The 18,586-nt window shown below is 68.0% G+C and carries 23 protein-coding genes; 3 read left to right on the top strand and 20 right to left on the bottom strand.

Translation table 11 applies throughout. From position 1 onward, the window contains the following. Positions 1-241: 241 nt before the first annotated feature. The 6 genes from HW532_RS19275 to HW532_RS19250 all read right to left on the bottom strand — a co-directional run bounded on the left by HW532_RS19275 (position 242) and on the right by HW532_RS19250 (position 4,980). A complete protein-coding gene (locus HW532_RS19275; protein WP_213162017.1) occupies positions 242-949 on the bottom strand; it encodes a DNA-methyltransferase in 708 nt (235 codons plus the stop codon). Further along, positions 907-1,122 (bottom strand): Com family DNA-binding transcriptional regulator, encoded by a 216-nt coding sequence (locus HW532_RS22575; RefSeq protein ID WP_213162016.1) that lies wholly within the window; start codon positions 1,120-1,122, stop codon positions 907-909. Before HW532_RS22575 ends, HW532_RS19275 begins: the two co-directional genes overlap by 43 nt. A gap of 139 nt (positions 1,123-1,261) precedes the next feature. Continuing rightward, complete coding sequence (locus tag HW532_RS19265) at positions 1,262-2,236, bottom strand: phage late control D family protein (RefSeq protein WP_213162015.1); 975 nt, start codon at positions 2,234-2,236, stop codon at positions 1,262-1,264. A gap of 90 nt (positions 2,237-2,326) precedes the next feature. Further along, positions 2,327-2,530 carry a tail protein X gene (locus HW532_RS19260; protein WP_246479300.1) on the bottom strand — a complete coding sequence of 68 codons (204 nt, stop codon included), beginning with the start codon at positions 2,528-2,530 and terminating at the stop codon, positions 2,327-2,329. Then, a complete protein-coding gene (locus HW532_RS19255; protein ID WP_213162014.1) occupies positions 2,527-2,952 on the bottom strand; it encodes a phage tail protein in 426 nt (141 codons plus the stop codon). The genes HW532_RS19260 and HW532_RS19255 overlap by 4 nt, the downstream gene beginning before the upstream one ends. After that, complete coding sequence (locus tag HW532_RS19250) at positions 2,953-4,980, bottom strand: phage tail tape measure protein (RefSeq protein WP_213162013.1); 2,028 nt, start codon at positions 4,978-4,980, stop codon at positions 2,953-2,955. A gap of 110 nt (positions 4,981-5,090) precedes the next feature. Between HW532_RS19250 and HW532_RS19245 the strand changes: the two genes are divergently transcribed. Then, a complete protein-coding gene (locus HW532_RS19245) occupies positions 5,091-5,264 on the top strand; it encodes a hypothetical protein (protein WP_213162012.1) in 174 nt (57 codons plus the stop codon). Here the strand turns inward: HW532_RS19245 and HW532_RS22570 are convergent. Genes HW532_RS22570 through HW532_RS19225 form a run of 4 tightly spaced genes read right to left on the bottom strand, consistent with a single transcriptional unit; the run spans position 5,254 to position 7,624 of the window. Then, on the bottom strand, positions 5,254-5,373 hold the full coding sequence (locus HW532_RS22570) for a GpE family phage tail protein (protein ID WP_425491963.1): 120 nt from the start codon (positions 5,371-5,373) through the stop codon (positions 5,254-5,256). The genes HW532_RS19245 and HW532_RS22570 overlap by 11 nt on opposite strands. Positions 5,374-5,381: 8 nt before the next feature. Beyond that, complete coding sequence (locus tag HW532_RS19235; RefSeq protein WP_213162011.1) at positions 5,382-5,660, bottom strand: phage tail assembly protein; 279 nt, start codon at positions 5,658-5,660, stop codon at positions 5,382-5,384. An 8-nt stretch (positions 5,661-5,668) separates the two neighbouring features. Further along, positions 5,669-6,172: a phage major tail tube protein gene (locus HW532_RS19230; protein WP_213162010.1), complete on the bottom strand. Its 504-nt coding sequence runs from the start codon at positions 6,170-6,172 to the stop codon at positions 5,669-5,671. A gap of 27 nt (positions 6,173-6,199) precedes the next feature. Next, positions 6,200-7,624 carry a phage tail sheath C-terminal domain-containing protein gene (locus tag HW532_RS19225; RefSeq protein WP_213162009.1) on the bottom strand — a complete coding sequence of 475 codons (1,425 nt, stop codon included), beginning with the start codon at positions 7,622-7,624 and terminating at the stop codon, positions 6,200-6,202. Positions 7,625-7,843: 219 nt separating this feature from the next. On the opposite strand from HW532_RS19225, the gene HW532_RS19220 reads away from it, so the two are divergent. Continuing rightward, entirely contained in the window at positions 7,844-8,200 is a 357-nt protein-coding gene (locus HW532_RS19220; protein ID WP_213162008.1) for a hypothetical protein, read from the top strand. 79 nt (positions 8,201-8,279) lie between these two features. Beyond that, positions 8,280-8,999 (top strand): endonuclease NucS domain-containing protein, encoded by a 720-nt coding sequence (locus tag HW532_RS19215; protein ID WP_213162007.1) that lies wholly within the window; start codon positions 8,280-8,282, stop codon positions 8,997-8,999. Positions 9,000-9,082: 83 nt separating this feature from the next. On the opposite strand, the gene HW532_RS19210 is transcribed toward HW532_RS19215, so the two are convergent. The 10 genes from HW532_RS19210 to HW532_RS22250 form a co-directional block, all read right to left on the bottom strand. After that, positions 9,083-9,754, bottom strand: coding sequence for a hypothetical protein (locus tag HW532_RS19210; RefSeq protein WP_213162006.1), 672 nt, complete (start codon positions 9,752-9,754; stop codon positions 9,083-9,085). Between the two features lie 273 nt (positions 9,755-10,027). After that, the gene (locus HW532_RS19205; RefSeq protein WP_213162005.1) at positions 10,028-10,735 is read right to left on the bottom strand and encodes a hypothetical protein; all 708 of its coding nucleotides are present in this window, start codon (positions 10,733-10,735) and stop codon (positions 10,028-10,030) included. Then, on the bottom strand, positions 10,732-11,583 hold the full coding sequence (locus HW532_RS19200) for a hypothetical protein (RefSeq protein ID WP_213162004.1): 852 nt from the start codon (positions 11,581-11,583) through the stop codon (positions 10,732-10,734). Before HW532_RS19200 ends, HW532_RS19205 begins: the two co-directional genes overlap by 4 nt. Positions 11,584-11,596: 13 nt before the next feature. Beyond that, positions 11,597-14,785 (bottom strand): DUF4815 domain-containing protein, encoded by a 3,189-nt coding sequence (locus HW532_RS19195; protein WP_213162003.1) that lies wholly within the window; start codon positions 14,783-14,785, stop codon positions 11,597-11,599. A gap of 5 nt (positions 14,786-14,790) precedes the next feature. After that, a complete protein-coding gene (locus HW532_RS19190; RefSeq protein WP_213162002.1) occupies positions 14,791-15,903 on the bottom strand; it encodes a phage tail protein in 1,113 nt (370 codons plus the stop codon). Between the two features lie 97 nt (positions 15,904-16,000). Beyond that, on the bottom strand, positions 16,001-16,858 hold the full coding sequence (locus HW532_RS19185) for a baseplate assembly protein (RefSeq protein WP_246479313.1): 858 nt from the start codon (positions 16,856-16,858) through the stop codon (positions 16,001-16,003). Beyond that, positions 16,855-17,142: a GPW/gp25 family protein gene (locus HW532_RS19180; protein ID WP_246479312.1), complete on the bottom strand. Its 288-nt coding sequence runs from the start codon at positions 17,140-17,142 to the stop codon at positions 16,855-16,857. The genes HW532_RS19185 and HW532_RS19180 overlap by 4 nt, the downstream gene beginning before the upstream one ends. A gap of 72 nt (positions 17,143-17,214) precedes the next feature. Then, the gene (locus HW532_RS19175; RefSeq protein WP_213162001.1) at positions 17,215-17,445 is read right to left on the bottom strand and encodes a hypothetical protein; all 231 of its coding nucleotides are present in this window, start codon (positions 17,443-17,445) and stop codon (positions 17,215-17,217) included. 29 nt (positions 17,446-17,474) lie between these two features. Then, positions 17,475-17,846 (bottom strand): hypothetical protein, encoded by a 372-nt coding sequence (locus HW532_RS22255; RefSeq protein WP_246479311.1) that lies wholly within the window; start codon positions 17,844-17,846, stop codon positions 17,475-17,477. Positions 17,847-18,054: 208 nt separating this feature from the next. Further along, positions 18,055-18,513: a DUF1834 family protein gene (locus HW532_RS22250; RefSeq protein WP_246479310.1), complete on the bottom strand. Its 459-nt coding sequence runs from the start codon at positions 18,511-18,513 to the stop codon at positions 18,055-18,057. Between the last annotated feature and the right edge of the window lie 73 nt (positions 18,514-18,586).

The following is an 18,586-nucleotide window of genomic DNA, read 5'->3' as shown; positions in this document are numbered from 1 at the left end:
TCAAGCCCCCTCCCATCGCTGACGCGACGGCCCCCTCTCCCCTCGCGGGAGAGGGTGGCGCCGGGTGAGGGGGAGGCGCCCGCCGCAACCTCTATAGGGGACAGTGTAGCCGGACACATCAAATTGGAGTGTCGGACACTTGAATCTGTAGCCACCTGCATCCTGTAGCCGCGCCGGGTTTCGAAGGTCAAGTGAGGGCCGCTCGAGGGAGTATCGAGCGGCCCTTGAACGTTGTCGAGGGCTAACCCTCCTCGCTCAGCCTCTCGCACGCGATCCGGTAGTATGCCTCCTCCCGCTCGACGCCGACGAAGTGGCGGCCGGAGCGGAGGGTGGCCACGCCTGTCGAGGCGGAGCCGGCGAAGGGGTCGAGGACCACGCCCGGCGGGCAGGCCTTCACCAGGGCCTCCATGAGGGGGACGGGCTTGCCGGTCGTGTGGCGCTTGGGGCCGCCGGCGGTGACGGGGAAACGGAAGACGCCGGGATGCGTCGGGCCCGTCTTGTCGTGCCAGGGGCCTTTCGAGCCCCAGAGGATGAACTCGGCCTGCTGGCGGAAGCGGCCCTTCTGGGGGCGGACGGCCTCCGTCTTGTCCCAGGCGATGCAGCCGCGAAGGGTGAAGCCCGCCGCCTGGATGGCCGAGGACATGACGGCGAGCTGGCGCCAGTCGGTGAAGATCATGGCCGGGGCGCCAGGCTTGAGCGTCCGGTGCGCGGCGGTGAGCCAGAGCGTCGACCACTGCATATAGCTGAACTGGTCGCGATTCTCGCCGGCGAACTCCGGATAGAGGCCGGGGCTGCTGACATACTTGCTGTTGGCGCTGTCGGCCGTGCGGTCCTTCGTGTGGAGCCCGCCGGAGGAATAGGGCGGGTCGGTCACCAGGGCATCGAACTGGTCGGGCGACTGGTCGATCAGCCAGGCGATGGCGTCGGTGTTGTGGAGCTGCCAGTGCATGCGTCCTTGTCTTTCTCGGGACGCTCCGGCCGGCGTTCGGGTTGAGGGCTCGTTGGCCTCAGGCTGTTGATCGTCCCGCAGCGCGGGCACTTGATCTCGACGACGCCAGCTATCGCTCGCTCAGCCGCCCTGCACAAGAGGCGGCGGCAAGATCCGCACCGGATACTCTCCATTAAGGGGCCCTGGGATATAGCCCGCCTGCCGTGGTCCACGGTGGCGGGATGGCCGCGAGGCGGCCGCTTGCGGTCATGGGAGGTGCTTTCTCCCGGTTCGGGGCGTTGGCGCGCCCCGTCCCCCGTCGGCCAGGGGAATTCAGGTCTCTTTCCCAGCCTCCGCCTCGAATCGGGTCTGATACCCGTTCCCGTCCAGGACATGCTCGGCGCGGGTGACGGTCCACACGCCGTCGAGCCCGTCGCGGAAGCCGGCAAGTGCCACCTGGCGCTCGGCGACGATGGAGGTCGCGCCGGGCATCTCCACCGACAGGCGGCCCTTCGCGGTGTCGAGTTCGCGGGCGCGGGCTTGCGCCGCGCGGCGGGCCTCCTCCTCGTCCGGGTAGACATGGGGCAGGATCATCTTCGGCTCGCCCTCGCCGACGATCACCGGCTCGCGGGAGACGCGGGCGCGGTCCTGCCAGTCGGCCTGGACGGCGCGGTGGGCCGGGCGGTCGCGCAAGGTGGCGCGCACCGTGGAGACGTCCCCCGGCCGCACGGTCAATGCGGGGATGGCCATGCCGGAGCCGGTGCGTCCGCTGCCGCGCGTCGTGACGACGAGCGCGCCGCCGGCCGGCTTGGCGATGGCGCCGTGGCGGCGGGCGAGACGGGTGACGAAATGGAGGTCGCTCTCCGCCGTCTGCGCGAAATACGGGATCGGCCGGTCCGCGATGGCGGGATCCACGGCGGCGGCGAGACCGTGCTCGCCGGCGATCTTTCCGACGACGTCGCCGAGCGTCGTCTCCTCCCAATGCCGGCTCTTCTGTTCCTTGAAGCTCTCGCGCATGTCGGCCGAGCGTCCGCGCACGCCGATGGTCCAGGGCGGGCCCTCGACCTCCACTTCGTCGACGGTATAGAGCCCCATATCGGCGAGTCCCGTCTCCAGATAGCCGAGCTGCACCCTGAGCCCCGCGCCGCGCCGGGGCAGCGCCACGCGGTGACCGCGATCGTCGATCCGCAAGGCGACCTCGTCGGCCTCCATGCCGGGACTGTCGGTGACGGTGAGCTCCAGGAGCCGGTCGGCGATGGGCGCCGTGGCGTCGGCCCCGTCTGCGAACACGCGGAAGGCGGGCGTCATGCGAATAGCTCCTCGGCAGTTGCCGCACCGGCCCGCTCCTTTGGGCGGCCGGGTGGGGGAGCGGGCCGGTGCCGTTCTAGACGCATGGGCTCAATCCCACAGCCGCACCGTCTGGCGGACGGGCGGCGACGGCACGATCTCGGGCAGCTCGACCGGCGTGCCGATGGGCAGCACGGGGTCGAGGCGGGCGAGCGCGGGATTGAGCTCCAGGATCTCCTCCACCGCCGTGGTCGTGCCCATCTCGCGCCAGGCGATGAGGTCTATGGTGTCGCCCTCGCGGGATCTCGCCATCATCGGTAGAGCCTCCACAGGCTGGAGGAGCCCTTGCCGTCCTCGCCATAGGCGCGGACCTCCAGCCGGAACTCAAGTCGGCGCGCGCCGCCGCGCTCGTCGAAATGCGACCCGGTGTGCTCCGCCCTGGCGATCACGAAGCGGCCGAAGACGCGGCCCGTGCCGGAGACGAGCATCATCGCCTCGCCCTCCGTTGCCAGCTCGCGCATCCGGTCGACGGTGTCGGCCGAGCCGATCTGGCCGGGATAGACGGTGCCGTTGAGCTCGATGGTGTCCGCGCCCGGCCCGACGAACTGGAGCGCCGGCGCGCGGCCGATGCGCTCCTGGGCGGGCCAGCGGGCCTCCGCCTTGCGGGCGAGCTCCTCATAGGCCGTCTTCGCCATCTCGAAGCGCAGCGGCCCGAGCCCCATGAGCACGCCGGCCATTTACGGCGCCCCCTGATAGGCCGGCCCGAAGGCGCCGCCGTCGTGCAGCGCGCCGGAGGCCCGGCGCGTGCCGTCCTCCGCCCCGCGCGCCACCGCGTTGCCGATGGCCTGCGGCGAGGCGTCGGTCCGGGCGTTGACGGTGATGTTGTTGGAGATCGCAACGTCCTGGTTGACGGTGCGGCTCTGGTCGACCTCCTGGGCGACGTCCTTGAGCGTCTGCCGTTTCGGGGTCTCGCCGCCGTCACCGAGGCCGACGCGGGCCTTGAGGCTGTCGGCTGCCTCCACAAGGCTCGACCAGGCGCGCCCGAAGGCGGTGTCATCGAGCCATTTCTCGGCGGCCTTGAAGCGTGCGGCGTTGGCCTCGGAGGCCTTGAGGCGCTCGTCCGTCGTGTGCGAAAGATCCTCGGCAATCATCGAACCGAGCGCGAAAGCCCCGCCGAGCTTGAGGGCATTTCGGAGCTTCAAAAGCCCCTTGAAGCGGCTTAGAAAGGTGCCGGTCTTGCGGCTCAGCGGCCCCACCTCCGCCGCCGCCGTCTTGGCGCCCTTGGCGAGGCCTGAGAAGAACCCGCTGAACCCGGCCCGCCCGAGGCGCGCCAGCCCACGCGCGCCGCGCCCGATACCGCGCAGAACGCCGCCGAGGAGCCGCGCGCCAGGCACGAAACCGAAGGCCATCTTCATGACGGCGGCAAAACCCGCGATGCCTACTGCAACTGAGCCGATCTTGGCAGCGAAGGAGGCTATTGCTCCGACTCCCAGTGCGAGCATTCCGATGCCATTTGACAGGCCGGGGTAGTTCTCAGCCAGTGCATTGATACGGTCCAGGAGCCCGGCAAGGCGATCCTTCATGGTGGCAACATCCGGATTGACAGCATCGCCGATCGTGCGCTGGAGGCGATCGGTCGCATTCGCCAGTCTCTTGGTCGACGCCGCCGCATTGTCCACCTGCCGGACATAGTCCTCGTCGATCACGCCGCGCGCGCCCATCGCTTCGTCGCGGATCCGGCGGTATTCCTCCATGTTGGCGAGCAGCGGCCGGAGGAAGTTCTGCACCTGCATATCGCGAAAGATCTCGCCGACGCGGAACATGTCGCCGCCGGTCACCTCCTGGATCACCTCGAGCATGTGTTCGATCGGCGAGATCCCGCGTTCCGCCGCCTTCGCCAGCTCCGCCTCCAGATCGACGCCGAAGTCATCGAAATTCTTGACCGTGAGCGGCGCGGTGAGCTTGGTCATGAAGTTCTGCATGTTGTTCGCGGCGACGTCCGGCGAGGCCGCACCCTTCAACGCCACCTGAAGCGCGGCGGAGAGGTCCGCCGCCGCTTGGACGCCGCGCATCTTGAGCCCGGCCGCGGCGGCGGTGAGCATCGGAAACTCCTTCGCCATGTTCTTCAACTCGAAGCCCCCGCGCTTGCCGGCGAGCGCCATCGCGTCGAGCGCGGCATCGAGATCCTCCACCGGCACCTTGAGGTTGGAGAGCACCGCGAAGGATCCCGCCGCCATCTCCTCCACGCGCGCCTTGGTGGCCGTGGCCCCCTTGCCCACGGCCTCGAGCGCGCCGAGCGCCTGATCGGGCTCGAGCCCCTTGGCGACCAGAACCTCAAGTGCCTCCAGGAGCTCGCCGGCGGAGCGGTTGGTGGCAGGGCCGAGCGCGTCGAGCCGGTCCTCGATCGTCTTGAGCGAGGCGCCGTAGATGCCGGCGGTGTTGCCGAAGGCGATCAACCGGTCCTCGAAGGTCTCGCTCGCCGCCATGGGCTTGCGCATGGCATTCACGATGGCGTCGCCCGTCTGTTGCATGGGGCCGAGGGCGAGTGACGACATGCCGAGCGTGGCCAGCGTGCCCTGGAGCTTGTCGAAGCGGCTGCGGGCCCGGTCGGCAAAGCTCTCGACCTCGCCGCCGGCACTGTTCGCCCTGTCGCCGAGCTTGCCGAAGGCGCTGCCCAGCCGCCCGAGCGTGCCCCGGAGTGCGCGCGCAGGTTGCTTGAGCCGATCGATCAGGCTTACAGTGACGGAAACGTCGAAATTGGCCATGGGGGCTCGCTATGCTTCGGTTTCTGTTCTTGGTGCTCGCCGTTTTCCTGGGCGTTTGGTTCATCCAGGATCAGGGATACATAACGATCCCCGAAGAGGTTGATTTCTGGATGGGGTGGATCACGACCGGTATCGGCGCACTTATCCCTCTCGTTCTCGCCTGGCGACTGGTCGACCGGATCATGAAATCCGCCGGCGACGCCATCGAGGAGCGCGACGAGCGCCTTGCCCGCAAGATCGCGGCGGAGATGAAGAAGGGCGACGGGGAAGAGGCTAAAGCCTGAGCCGGGCTTTCAGCGCCGCCCGTTCCATCGCGCGCCCATGCCAGGCGACCAGTTCGTCTATGGCCATGGCCTCGACCTCCCATAGCGACCAGGCGAAGACCGCGCAGATATCCGCGATCAGCTCGTCGACGTCCTCGCCTGGCTCCCGCCGAAAAAAACGCTCACCTTCTCGATCAGGTTGAGCACGTCCTCGCCGTCGAGCTCGTCGATCGTCTCCAGCGGCAGGCCGGAGAGATCGGCGACCTGCTTCACCAGAAAGTCCGTATTCTCCAGCCGCGTCACGCTGCCGACCGCGCGGATGTCCTTGCCGGTCGGCCGGCGCAGCGTGACGGTCGTGATCTTGTGGCCGCCGATTTCCTTCGGGTGGAGCAATGTGTAATCGGTGCCTTTCGCCATAATCCCTCCTAGAGCCCCAGCGCGCGGCGCATGGCCACGTTCTGGTCGGTGCCGTTGACGGTGCGGATGCCGGCGAGCAGGTCGATCTCGTGGATCAGCTCGTCGCCGATGGTGAGCTTGTAGTAGCGCAGCCCGATCATGCCCTTGAGCAGGGCCCGCTCGCCGGGCTTCCAGTCGCCGGGATCGGCCTCGCGAAGGCGGCCGCGCATGTTGATCTCCGCCGACCGGTCCTCCCCGTCCTCGCCGACCAGATGCCCGCGTGCCGTGAAGGGCTTGACGACACCCGGCGCCAGGCCCCACAGGCCCAGCACGCGCGGGTCGTAATCGGCGATCTCCAGGCCCGCCTCGAGCTTTTCCAGCCCGAGCGCCATGTCGATCGGCCCGTCCATCCCGCCGCCGCGATGTTCCTCCACCTTCTCGGTGAGCTTGGGCAGGGTGATGGTGGTGACCGCCCCGTGAAGGCCGATGCCATCCACGAAGAGCGTGCAGTTGCGCAGAACGTAATCGAGCATGAACGAGCTCCTCTCCGGCAAGCCGGTCTAGGCCGCGAGGTCGCGGACGATCTCCTCGATCGCGGCGGTGTAGTATTCGGGGTTGCGGTGGACGCGGAAGGTGAGCCGCTCGATAGGCGCCACGGGCTCGATGTCGAAATCGATGGCGAGCTTGCCCTGGACGAGGTCCGACGGCTGATTGAAGTCGGGATTGAGCCAGGCCGTGCCCCCGACGATCGCGCCCTCCACGATCAGCGTGCGCAGATAGGCGTTCACGCTCTCCACGATCTCGCGCAGGAGCTGTTGGGAGAACGGCCGGTCGAGCGCCCACAGATGCGAGGCCTCGATCTCGTCCATGATCATGTCGCCCGTGCGTCGCACCGACAGGAAGGCCCACAATGGATCGGAGCCGGTCGAGCGCAGCCCGAAGAACCGGAAGCCGTCCTTGCGGATGATCGTCGTGATCTCGTTTTCGTTGAGCAGATTGTGCTCGGAGTTGGCATCGCCGATCGAGAAGGCGATGGGCCGCGTCGCACCGACGATGCCGTTGACCGGCCGGTTGGACAGCGGCCACCAGAAGCCGTGCTTGTTGTCGACGAAGGCCTGGACGCCGGCGGCGAAGGCGGACGCTGGCCTTGTGACATTGGTGTCGGTGTCGGTATCCCACACCAGCGGGTGCGGATCGAACAGCATGAGCCGGTCGGAGCCGTAATCCCCGCGCGCGGAGATCGCGCTCGCGCTGGCCGTGTTCGGCCCGTCCGCGAAGACCCAGCCGCGAAGCTGGGCGGCGATGCCGGTGAGCGCGGCCGCGACCGGGTTGGCGGTGGTGCCGAGCACGGCTGTCGCCGTCGCGCCCGCGCCGCCGCCGCCGGCGAGGGTCACGGTCGGCGCGGCGGAGTAGCCGAGGCCCGGCTGGGTGACGATGACGGCGGTGACCGCGCCGTTCTCGACGATGGCGGTTGCCTCTGCCGGGACGGTCGGCGCGCCGTCGAGCTCGACGGTCGGCGCCTCGGTGTAGTCCGTGCCACCGGCCGTCACGTCGATGCGCTGGATGCCCGTCGCCGGCCGGTCGGACGTGAAGCCCGGCGCGATCAGGATGCGCGGCTTGTAGCCCGTCACCTGCTCGGCGGTCATGAGCGCGTAAGCGCCCGTCTTGGCCAGCGGGTCGCCGATGACATTGGAGAGCGTCTCTTCGGCTGTGCCCCCCTCCTCGACGCGGACGACGACGACGATGGCGCCGATCTGCGCATAGATCGCGGCCATGGCGTCGCCGAGCGTGCCGGTCTTCCCGAGCAGCGCCGCGGTGCGCGTATTGCCGGCCACCACGACCGGCGTGTTGATCGGAAAGGTCGCCGCGTCGGCGTCGGGCGCGGTGCCGACGAGCCCGATGACGGACGAGCGGGCGCGGCGCACAGGCCGCAGGCCGTCGCTGATCTCGATCGCCCGGACGCCGTGCAGATATTCGGTGGTCATGCGCTTGATCTCCGTGAGGCCGCCGGCTACGCTCCGGCTGTTCCCCTAGAGATGTCGCAATCCGCACGTCCTCCGGTGCCCCCGACAGGTGTCGGGGAGGCGAGCCATGATCGTTTGTCCATCTCGCTGTGCCTGAAGGGCCATCGGGTGGTCACGAGCGATGACCTCAGATAAAGTTCGATTTTCGAAATATCGTTCCTTGGAAATAGGGAGATCGAGATGGCAGGGGCAGTTCGCTATCAGGACAAGGCGCCGCGAATTCGTGAGGTGTTGAAGACGTGGGCCCGCGAGGGCGCGCCGCGAAGCGACAAGAATTCCTATGCGGAACTGGGCAGGCTCGTGGGGATCCCTGCGCAAGGGCCATGGAAACCGGTGCTCGACCTTATCAGTTGCGAGGAGGAAGCGAAGGGGTTGCCTGACATCACGTATATGGTGATCAGGAAGAGTACAGGTTTGCCGGGCCAGATCGGCGGCTCGCCAGCCAATCCTCCAACGTCGGCGCAAATTGCGACTGCGCGCGAAAAGCTGCAAGAGGTCTTCAAGCGATACTGTCCAACGGCTCGGGTCTCGTTCTGAGACGTCCTGTTGGCCGGGCCCGCAGAGATCTATTGCCATGGAGAGGTTACCCGGCGAGGCGAAGACGTAGGGGGTGGGGATGGTCAGAAAGCATTTTGTTGTCACGCTTGGGGAAGACGGTCGCGCAAGGGAACATCGACTGAAGAGCTGGCTTCGCGCGCATCCGGAGGAAATTCCACCCGGTCTCGATCCTCACAACAATGGCAGCACCAGCCACATGCTCCGCAATGGCCTGAGAAAAATGGGCTGGATCATGGAGGAGACAGCCACGAAGGTATTGCTGTTCAGACCGGGCGTCGAGGAAAGCCTTGATATCGAGGAATATCTTGGCCCGCAGGACGACGTTGGAAGCGATGCGGAGAACTCCGAGGATGAAGAGGAAGGATTGGGGTTTCAGCTTGAGGAGCAGCTTCGCGACTTTCTGGCCAACAACCTCGACAGGGTCGCCGTCGACGGAAGGCGCCTGAGACTGTTTCAAGATGAGACTGGCCGAAGTGGGATTGAATATCCTACGGCTGTCGGCTGGATCGACATCCTCGCGGTGGACACCGATGGTGCCTATTACGTTTTCGAGTTGAAACGTGCGCAAAGCCCGGACAGCGCGATCGGGCAAGTCGCGCGCTATATGGGCTGGGTCAAGCAGACCATAGCAGGTGGCAGGCCTGTTAATGGCGTGATCGTCGCGAAGACGATCAGCGAGAAGTTACGCTTTGCGCGTACTGTAGTGCCCAACATCTTCCTCTTCGAGTATCAGGTTTCATTTACGGTCAATCAGGCGCACGACATCGCGTTTGAATAGGATAAAGCGTGGAATTATTCCTTGCCATTAGGCACAGGGCAGGTAGCCTATGGTGCGCGGACTGCGAGGGCGCTCAGTCAATTTTATTGCCCTGACGGTAAGCACCGCGATTTGAAGGCCTCCAGATCGCGGCGCAGTTCGATTATATTCCGCGTTATCGTTTTTATGCGACCAAGACCGAACAGGTACTTCGAGCGCACCTTGCGGTTGGAAGGGGTCCCGATCCGTATTTTGGTCTCTGCATCGCTAGGAAAATACTCTCTGTATTGATGATAGCGTATTGCTGGCGCTCCATCGCAGTCGACCACGACCAACTCAAGCGCCCAGTAACCATGAACGATCCTATTCCGCCTGGTATTTTGGGCTTTGACACGATCTAAAAGCGCTTCCAGTTCGCCCACTTTGCCCCCCTCGATCCGAAGCGGAGCTAGTGTTCGCATAACGTCAAGTTGTCCACGACTCCCAAGTGCGTTCATGAGCACGCTCACGCTTTCCATCGGAGTCGAAGTGAGGTGGCCAAGCAAGAAACTCAGCGCCATCTCCAATTTGCTCCACTCATCCATAAACTTGCCCAGCACAATATGTCGCTCGTTGTCAGATGGCTGCACGATCGGAAGTACATAAGCACCGTCCAAATCCCTTCTGGGCGTGGGATCAACGTCTGTCGCGTCATCGGGTTGGATTTCCAGCCTGACGTTATATTTGGCGGTTCCGATGCGGCTCTGGACCCGCATCACGTAGAAATCATTCGGCATAGCCAGCACATGAGAGAACAGTATCTGGAAATGCAGAAAGCACGCGGTATTGCGGTCTTTCTGCGAACCAATCGAAGTGTATCAGACGGTAGCAGCACCCCTTATTTGAATCCACAGCGGCACAGAGGATGCTTGCTGATCCTTGGTCGCAGGCAGCTCGCCAATGTTCCCAGCGCCAGCTCGGCTAGGCCGACCGCGACGGTGAGGACGGCGGCGGCGGCGGCATGAAGCAGCGCGTCCTTTCCGATGGCGCGGATCCAGGCGGGCATGGGCTCAGGCTCCAGGCGCGAAGGAGGCGGCGCACATGGTGCAGGTCGCGTCGAAGGTCCAGCTCGCCTCCGCCTCGTGGCCGACAAGATCGCCGCCGGTGTCGTTGACGACCAGGGCGGCCGACCAGACGAAGGATCCGGCATCCACCCGGCGGGCGATCTCGGTCGCGCCCGTCCAGGCCAGCGTCGAGGCCCTGTCCGCCCCGATGCCGACCGACCACAGACCGATACCTCCGGCGGGGATTGTGATGGCCAGGCTCGGCGTGTGATCGCTGGAGAAGCGCAGCCTGTCGCTGTCGGCGGCGGCATCGGTGGACAGCCCGTAGAAAACTCCGACGCCGACAGCCGCCCCGCGCTGGGGGTTGCGAAGCGTGTAGGCGATGTCGGCCGTGCGGCCCGTGGGCACGAGTCGCGAGGCGATGGCGGTCGGCGTTCTCTCGGTGGAGGAAATGCCATCATTGCGCGTTGCCGCCACGCCACCGATGAAGGCGTCCTCGATCCACGAATTGCTCCCCGATTGGCCCTCGCTCGAATAGCGCGACGACATGAGCAGCGAGACGACGAGCCGGTCGGCCTGCGGCTTGCCGATCGGCATTGCCGGAAACAGCATGGCGGCCTGGTTGGCCGCATTGGTCTGCATATCGTCGCCGATATAGAGGAAGCCCGAGAGCCGGGGCGTGGCCAGCGTGTAGTAAGGCGCGGTCACCGTCATGCGAGGCCGTCCCCGATCTTGGTGAGGACGATCGCGCCGCCGGCGGTGAGCAGCCAGGAATAGAGCGTGGTCTCGCCGTCCGCGCTCGACGGCGGGTCGACGGCCTCGCCATCGGCCTGCTTGTAGAGGGCGTCGAAGGCCGGGACGAAGGCGCCGCCCGACATCGCGATCTCCAGAATGCCGGCGGCCGAGGCCGAGCCGGCCGCCGGCAGGCTGGACGGGGCCTCCAGCAGGTTGCCGTCCGCGCCGAGCGCCCAGTACCAGTGCTGGCCGCCATTCATGTCCGGCGTGACGCTGGCACCGTCGGCGAGCGTCTGCACGCCGCCGAACTGGACGGCCGACCACAGGCCCGCCTCGCCGAGGCTGCCCTTGGCGTCGAGCGCGGCCTGGAGGCCGGTCACGCCGGCGATCGCATGGGTGTGGGCGGCCGGCGCGTAGCTGTTCGAAAGCGCGGTCGATCTGAGATAGGCCGGCATGCGCGCCTCCGCGAAGGTGCCGGAGACGACATAGCCGGCGTCGAGCTTCGCCGGGATCCACTGCCCACCTGCATATTTCAGGAACTGGTCGTTCGCCGCGCCCGCCACGTCGACGTCGGAGAGGCCGTCCAGGCTGAAGGTCGCGCCCGCATCCATCTTGCCGTCGAGCGCGCCCTGGAGGCCGGCAATGTCGCCGATGGAATGCCCGTGGACGGCCTCGGCCTTGCCGGCGAGCGAGGCGAGGATCGCCGCCACGTCGGTGTCGATGGCCGACAGCGCGGCGACGAGCCGGAGGACGTCGTCCTCCAGATTGTTCGATCCCTCGGGGAGGAGATAGTCCCGCGCGGGCGTCCTGTTGTCGACGATGGCCATGGGAGAACCTCCTCTAGATCGAGACCGCGCGCAGATCGGCGAGCGCGGGGCGCGCGGCCGGGCCGCCGGTGAGGGTGAGCCGCAGCCGGCCCTCGGGCGCGGTGTACGGGTCCACCTCGTAGTCGCGCTCCGTCCAGCCGTCCTCCAGCAGCGTCGAGCCGCCGGACGGGAGTGCCTGCCAGTTGCCGTTGCCGGCATCGGCCTCGACCGTGAGGCCGGAGCCAGCCGGCAGGAGCGCCTTGAGGTAGGCGGCGAGCCTGATGCTCGTGCCCATCGCGAAGGCGCGGGAGACGTAGGAGCCCTCGTTGCGGATCTTGCCGGCGACCAGCAGGACGCCCGGATAGAGCACGGGCGATATGGTCGCCGTGCCGGTGAGCACGGCGCGCAGGGTGACCGCCTCGGTAACGTACTCGTCGAGTTCCCAGACCTGGCCGGGCTCGAGCCGCGTCACCAAGCCGTCGGCGCGCTCGATCTCGAACTGCATCCGCGCGTCCGCCGTCGGCAGCTCCACGGTCGCGCGCGCCAGGATATCGGAGGCGTCGACGAGATCGTGCTGGCCGAGATCGACCACCTTGGTGGCGGGGGCGAAGGCGGCGGCGACGAGGCGGAAGGTCACGTCCTCGGCCTGATGCGGCGTCCAGGTGCGGGCGTTGGACGAGGACAGCATGACGCCGACGCTGTAGGGCTGGGCGGAAACCCATTCCTGAGCCTCCGCGTCGAAGTCGCCCACCCGGCCGATGGCGATGGAATGGTCGGCATCGTCGGTCTTCACGACAAACGCATACTCCCGGTCCGCCGGCAGGAAGACGGGCAGCGGGAAGCGGATCGCCGTCCACTGGTCGAGCACCACGGTGCCCATGTGCACGAAGGCCTCCGCGACGATGTCGGTCGTGGGGATGCCGTTCTCCACGGTGACGAGCTGGAGCAGCACGCCGTTTGCCGTGTCGCCGATCAGGCAGAACTTGAGATCCACGCCGGCGACATGGCGCGGCTCGGGCAGGATGAAGGTCTGCGCGATCGGGTCCGCGCCGGCTCCGCCGCCGCCCGTCTCGCCGGACATGGACCGGCGCGTGGAGCGGCTCGGCTGGCTGCGCCTGGTCGTGGTGACGCGCCTCATGACGTCGATCTCGACGACGCCCTGGCCGACGAAGGCGGCCTCGGCGAAGGCCCCGCCGGCACCCTCCGCGCGCACGAGCTTCTGGCCGGCCGTCACATTCGCGGGGATCGCAAAGCTGCCGGCAATCTCGCCTTGCGCATCGGCGGCAAGCGGACCGGCGGGGGTGACGTCGATGCCATCGAAGGTGAGGCTGTCGAGCTCCTCGCCAGGGCCGAAGCCGGAGATCTGGAAACCGACGTCGATCTCGCGCAGGAACTCGAGCAGCTCCTCGCGCTCGTCGACCAGCTCGTCGCGCGTCGTCGTGCGGGTCCGCGAGCCGGAGCCGAACTGGCGGCTGACCGGCGACGTCCATTCCGTCTCGTGCTCGACCCAGAAGTCGGCTGCCGGATCGAGCGCCAGGCCGGCCGGCAGCGGCGTGAAGTTGGCATAGGGGTTGATCTTCTGGCACGCGGTCGCGAGCTCCTGGGCGATGACGACCTCTTCGCTCCAGTCGAGCGTGACGGGCGCCGACAGCGGCGGCGCATAGAAGGTCGGGTCGACGGCAAGCTGCATGGAGCCGGAGAAGACGGCCGCCGACTGCGCCTCGCCGGCATCGCGATAGCGGTCGGAGGTGAAGGGATCGACGAAGACGCCCTTCTTGGCCACCGGTTCGCGCGAGTCGATGTCGCGGCGCAGGCGCTCCAGCGCGATCAGGTCGAGCGCGTCGACGAGGCGGTTGAGATAGCGCCAGAGCACGTCGTAATGCACTGCCCGCACGCCGGTATTGGCGACCGCCGGCTTGCCCCGCCAGCCATTGGAGATTTCCGCCAGCGGCAGGAGCGTGACCGGTGCGACGGGGGCGGCCGGCCGCGAGCGCGCGGAAACGCCCTTGAGATAGACCGCGTTGCCGTCCTGGTCGAGGCAGAGGAGATCCACGCGCGGCAGCTTCCATTCGTAGCTCACCAGCACGGTCGTGCCCGTCACCCCGCCGGAGAGCGTCACCGTGTCGTCGTCGAAGGCGTCGGGCACCACCGCGTCGAGATAGCGATAGGTCACGTCGTAGGAGGATCCCGGCGCCGGCTCGCCGCCGCCGGCCGACCAGTCCACCCGGTCGGCATTGAGCACATAGTCGGCGCCTTCCACATAGGTGGTCGCCCCTTGCGTCACCGACACGATCTCCGTGACGGAGGTGTTGCCCAGCTCGTCGCTGGCGCCGGAGACCGCGCCGTGAACGACGCTCTCCGTCACCTCCTTCGTGACGATGGCGTTGAGAATGGAGGCCACCGGCGTGTGCGAGAGCGGCACCGTGACCGTGCCCGAGCCGCCATCGGCGAAAGTGTGGGGCTCGGCATCGACGACGCCGGCGTCGAAGGCCTCCGGCTCGGCATGGCGGAGCGCCACATGGCGCGTCCGCTTGAAGCCCATGATGTTGGCGACGCCCTCGGAGATCGCGAAGATCTGGTCTGCGCCACTCTTGCCGAGCGCCGTCACCCGGCAGCCCTCCACGATATAGTTGCCATTGGCGTCGCGGTCGTACTGCGCGATGGCCGCGTTGACGCCGGAGAGGTTCGGCGGCGGCGTCTGGTCGATGGCCACGCCGTCGCGCAGGAGATAGACGGCGTAGAGCTCGCCGGCGCTGCCGTCGCCCTCGAAGCCCCAGACGATGCTCTCCACCTCGCGGGCCGCGCCCGGCTCGCCCTCCGCGTCCGTTCCCGGCGCGAGCCCCACGAGGTCCGGGTCCTCCACCTCGGTAACGACGCTCACCCGGTAGCGCACGCCGATGCGCACATCGCCCGCCATGGGGACGCCGGCGAGCACCGCCTCGGAGACGGCGCGCACATCGCCGCGCAGATAGATGCGGCCGGCGGTGAGCGTCGCCGTTCCGGCTTGCGCGTCGACGACGATCTCCGCGCCCTCCACCCGGTCGCCGTCGCGCCCGATCAGATTGCCGATGCGCGTGCCTCGCGCCTCCGCGATGGACTGGAGCTCGTTCAGCTCGGCGGCCTGGCCGAGGCGGTTCTCGCGGAAGACCAGCCGGGCATGGTCGGGCCTCTCGGCAAAGCGGTCATAGGCGTCGGAAAGTCCGGAGCGGTGTTCGTGGGCCATGGGGGTCAGCTCCTCAGGATGAATCGGATGCGCTCGCGCACCGTCTCCCCGAGCGCGATGGCGGCCGGGGTCTCGGCGACGAGGCCGGTGGGCGTGACAAGCTCGCCCGGTCCGGCCCAGAGAAGGCCCGGCCGGGCCGGATCGGCGGGCGTGGCGTCGAAGGCGAGCGCGACGGAAGCGATATCGGCGCCGGCGCCGTCCCCGAAGCCGGTCAGCGCCTCCACATAGATGGCCGTGCCTTGCTCGTCCGGCGCCCAGCGCACCCCGTCGACCTCGTAGGCGCCGGCGACATCGAGCGAGACGGCATGGACGGCGCGGGCCCGGCGATAGCCGATCACCTGGCCGTCGCCGTCGATCAGCGCGACATAGATGTCGCGGGCGGCCAGATTGGCGGCGATGGCGCGCCGGCGGGCCTCTTCGCCGCTATCCGTCCAGGCGATGCCGGGTGTTGTCCACGGGAACGGCCCCCAGGAGAGGCTCGCCCCGCCGGTCGGCGCGATCCAGGCGCCGGCCGCCTCGAGCTCGGCCTGGCCGAGCGTGCGGTCCACATCGTGAGTGCGCCCGAAGGACCATTTGGGGCCGCCCTCATGGAGCCGCACGCCGGAGAAGGACGCCCAGCGCGCACCGCTCCAGCGCTGCCAGCTCCAGTCCAGCGGCCGGACGTCGTAGCCATGAAACCCGCGCCAGAAGCGCGAGCGCAGCGGCGGCGAGAGCGTGGCGATGCCCTCGATGCGTTCGAGGTCGGGGTCTTCCGTATCGCGCACCCGGTCGAGCCGGAGCTGGAAGCGGCTCCAGGCGCGCCGGCGGGTCGGCCATTCCTCGATATCGCCCGCATAGCCGATCCAGCCGAGCCCCATGGCAAGCGCCGCGGGCGTTCCCCGGATCCGCTGCCAGTCGATGCCCTCGCGGATCAGGTCGTAGAGATTGGGGACGTAGGGCGTGAGCTCGCCGAGCCCGTATTCGTAGACGAGCCAGGGCAACCAGCTCGGCGGCGGCGCGACGAGCTTCGCCCCGCGCACCGCGTCGATGGCCGGCGCGAGCTCGGGCGCCGGGTCGAAGGCCAGCGAGAAGGCCTTGTCGAGCTCCGTGGCATTGGGCGGCAGGAGGTGCGCCGTCATCGGCTCCTCCGCTCAATGGGGCACAAGGCACCGGCCCGCTCCTTTGGGCGGTCGGGTGGGGGAGCGGGCCGGTGCCGTTCTAAACGCAAGAGAGCCATCAGTAGTCCCGCCCGGCATTGTTGAGAGTGATGGTGCCGAAACGCGCGGCCTCAAAAGGCGGCAGCACGATGTTCTGGGCGGGGCTCCTAATGTCCACGCGGTGCACCCCGGAGACCATGAGGCGCGCGGTGAGCCAGGAGCGCGTCATATCGAAGCCGAGCCCGCTCTCGCGCGCCCAGGCCTCGCGCAGGGTCTCTTCCAGCACGTCGAAGACGGAGTTGGGCGTCTCCGGCAGGAGCCAGATATCGGCCTCGACATCGACCGTGGTCGTGACGGCCGAGCGCACCGCGATCGTGTCGTTGACCATGCGCACCGCCGGGTCGTTCAGCGCCACGCGCACCGCCTCCAGAAGCGCCGCGTCCGCCATGCCGCCATTGTCGGTCGCGAAGACGGCGACCTGGACGACGGGCGAGAGATCGTCGCGCCAGGCGATGGCGTCGGCGACGCGGATATCGGCCCCGAGCGCGACGGAGCGGTAGCGCGGCGCGGTGCCTCCGGGCGAGCGCCCGGCAATGGCGAGCACGGTGCGCCGGCGGAGCGCCTCGTCGCTCTCGCCGGCCAGGCGCACCACATCGTAGAAGGCGGCGAGATGGTCGAGATCGGAGCCGCCGGCGAAGGCGAGCATGTTGGCGCGCACCGCATCGTTGACGCGGGCGCGCAGCAGGAGCTCGCGATAGGCGACCGCCTCGATCAGATAGCGCGCCGGCTCGCTTTCCAGATCGATGAGTCCCTCCACATCCGGGAAGCGCGCGAGCAGGTCGGCGCGGATCGCGGCGAGCAGCGCCTCGTAGTCCAGCTCGTCGACGATCTGCGGGGGATCGAGGTTTTCCAGATCCGTGAATGTGATGCCGGTCACAGGCTCACCTCCGCGCGTGCCTCGCTTGCCCGCGTGAAGTCGCCGAGATGGCCGCGCGGGAAATATGTGCCGTTGACCGCGATATCGAGCCGCCCGTCCGGCCCGCCGGCGACGTCGATGCTCTCGACCCGGAAGCGCGGCTCCCACCGGTCGATGGCGTCGGCGGCCGCGACCATCACGTCGACCACGGTCGCGGCGTTGAGCGGCCGGTCGAGCAGCGCGGGCACGTCGGAGCCGAACTCCCGTCGCATGACGCGCGTGGCCTTGGGCGTGGTGAGGATCACGCCGATGGACTGGACGACATGGTCGAAGCCATCCAGCGCGCTCCCCTATCGCGGTCGACGCCGGGCACGGGATCAGCTCCGGGACGTCTTGGCGGCGGGCTTCGCCTGGCGCTCGGGCTCCGGCGGGGCCTTGGCCGCGGTCTTCTCGGCCGGCTTTTTCGCGGGGGCCTTGACCGGGGCGAGCGCCCAATAGGGCAGATATTTCCGCTCCTGCGGGGTGAGCGCGACCTTGTCGCCCGGCTCGTGCCACTTGCCGGCGATCCAGACGCCCTCGACGATCTTGTAAAGCTCTTTCGACGCCACTTCGAAACCTCCTTCAAATGTCCACTACATCAAATGTCCGGGAACGGATCGTCCTTGCGGCCCGCATCCTCAGTGAGCCAGATGCCGTCGCCATCGACGAAGACGGCGCGCTCGGTCGGCAGCGCCCAGGCGATCTTGGCCTGGTCGGCATGGGCGACGAGGCGGGCATCGTTGTCGTGCTGCTTCAGGCGGATATAGCCGTCGCGCATCTCCACCACGTCCTGCCCGCGCGTCACGATCACCTCGTCGCGGGCGATCTCCACGCGGACCTCGCCATTGTCGATGACATGGCGGTTGCCATCGCCCGACGGCGCGGGCGTCTCGCTCGAAAACCCGCCCGGATCGACCCAGCCTTGCGCCACCTCGCCCGAGGGCGCGACGACGCGGACCTGCTCGCCCACGCTCGGCGGCGACCATGTGCGGATGCCGCCGGCGCGCTCGCTCCAGGGCAGCCAGGGGGTGAGGACGGGATTGCCATCCGGTCCCTGGCGATCTCCACGCGCGCCAGCCCCTTGGCCGGGTCGACTTGCGCCACCTTGCCGACACGCACCGCATTGGCGAGCCGGCGCTCCACCTCGGCGAGCTGGATCTCGACATCGCCCGCCCAGCTCATGGGGCGAGCTCCGCGTCCGGGTCGCCGATGCGCACGGTCTGGGTCCAGACCACGCCCCACAGCGCGATGCCCGTTGCCTGGACTTCGCCCGAATAGAGGCTCTCCGCCGTGAGATCGCGCGCGGGATGCACCTTGAGCTGCCCCCAGCGACCGAGCTGGGCGGTCTCTATCGCGCGCTGGACGTAAGCGAGCGCGGCGTCGTCGCGCGATCGCTCCGGCCGGTCTTTCGTGGCGATGAAGGCGCCGATGCGAAGGCGGGCATCCTGCTCGCCGGTGTCGACCTGGCGCACCGCGCGGATGCCGAGCGCGGCGACGCGGACGGCGGGTGCGGAGACGGCGAAGCGCTTGAGCTCGGCGACGTCGAACCGCCCGCCATGGCGCGCGCAGTCCTTTATGCCATCGAGCGCGCCGAGCTCGGCGACGATGGCGTCCAGGAGATCCGCGATCCTGGGCATGCTCATGGCGTCCCCCCGAGGGGATGCCCCCGATGGTCGCGTCGATGAAGTCGTCGATCACCTCTGCGATCTC

It is taken from the genome of Kaustia mangrovi, from assembly GCF_015482775.1.
In the GTDB taxonomy this organism is placed as follows: Bacteria; Pseudomonadota; Alphaproteobacteria; order Rhizobiales; family Im1; genus Kaustia; species Kaustia mangrovi.
Note: the sequence above shows the minus strand (reverse complement) of the source record. Positions and strands in the feature narration are given on the sequence as shown.

Excerpts from the sequence above, each read along its gene's own strand:
- HW532_RS19275 (WP_213162017.1), bottom strand. The coding sequence starts at position 949 with ATGCACTGGCAGCTCCACAACACCGACGCCATCGCCTGGCTGATCGAC.
- HW532_RS22575 (WP_213162016.1), bottom strand. The coding sequence starts at position 1,122 with ATGGAGAGTATCCGGTGCGGATCTTGCCGCCGCCTCTTGTGCAGGGCG.
- HW532_RS19265 (WP_213162015.1), bottom strand. The coding sequence starts at position 2,236 with ATGACGCCCGCCTTCCGCGTGTTCGCAGACGGGGCCGACGCCACGGCG.
- HW532_RS19260 (WP_246479300.1), bottom strand. The coding sequence starts at position 2,530 with ATGATGGCGAGATCCCGCGAGGGCGACACCATAGACCTCATCGCCTGG.
- HW532_RS19255 (WP_213162014.1), bottom strand. The coding sequence starts at position 2,952 with ATGGCCGGCGTGCTCATGGGGCTCGGGCCGCTGCGCTTCGAGATGGCG.
- HW532_RS19250 (WP_213162013.1), bottom strand. The coding sequence starts at position 4,980 with ATGGCCAATTTCGACGTTTCCGTCACTGTAAGCCTGATCGATCGGCTC.
- HW532_RS19245 (WP_213162012.1), top strand. The coding sequence starts at position 5,091 with ATGGGGTGGATCACGACCGGTATCGGCGCACTTATCCCTCTCGTTCTC.
- HW532_RS19235 (WP_213162011.1), bottom strand. The coding sequence starts at position 5,660 with ATGGCGAAAGGCACCGATTACACATTGCTCCACCCGAAGGAAATCGGC.
- HW532_RS19230 (WP_213162010.1), bottom strand. The coding sequence starts at position 6,172 with ATGCTCGATTACGTTCTGCGCAACTGCACGCTCTTCGTGGATGGCATC.
- HW532_RS19225 (WP_213162009.1), bottom strand. The coding sequence starts at position 7,624 with ATGACCACCGAATATCTGCACGGCGTCCGGGCGATCGAGATCAGCGAC.
- HW532_RS19220 (WP_213162008.1), top strand. The coding sequence starts at position 7,844 with ATGGCAGGGGCAGTTCGCTATCAGGACAAGGCGCCGCGAATTCGTGAG.
- HW532_RS19215 (WP_213162007.1), top strand. The coding sequence starts at position 8,280 with ATGGTCAGAAAGCATTTTGTTGTCACGCTTGGGGAAGACGGTCGCGCA.
- HW532_RS19210 (WP_213162006.1), bottom strand. The coding sequence starts at position 9,754 with ATGCCGAATGATTTCTACGTGATGCGGGTCCAGAGCCGCATCGGAACC.
- HW532_RS19205 (WP_213162005.1), bottom strand. The coding sequence starts at position 10,735 with ATGACGGTGACCGCGCCTTACTACACGCTGGCCACGCCCCGGCTCTCG.
- HW532_RS19200 (WP_213162004.1), bottom strand. The coding sequence starts at position 11,583 with ATGGCCATCGTCGACAACAGGACGCCCGCGCGGGACTATCTCCTCCCC.
- HW532_RS19195 (WP_213162003.1), bottom strand. The coding sequence starts at position 14,785 with ATGGCCCACGAACACCGCTCCGGACTTTCCGACGCCTATGACCGCTTT.
- HW532_RS19190 (WP_213162002.1), bottom strand. The coding sequence starts at position 15,903 with ATGACGGCGCACCTCCTGCCGCCCAATGCCACGGAGCTCGACAAGGCC.
- HW532_RS22250 (WP_246479310.1), bottom strand. The coding sequence starts at position 18,513 with ATGCCCAGGATCGCGGATCTCCTGGACGCCATCGTCGCCGAGCTCGGC.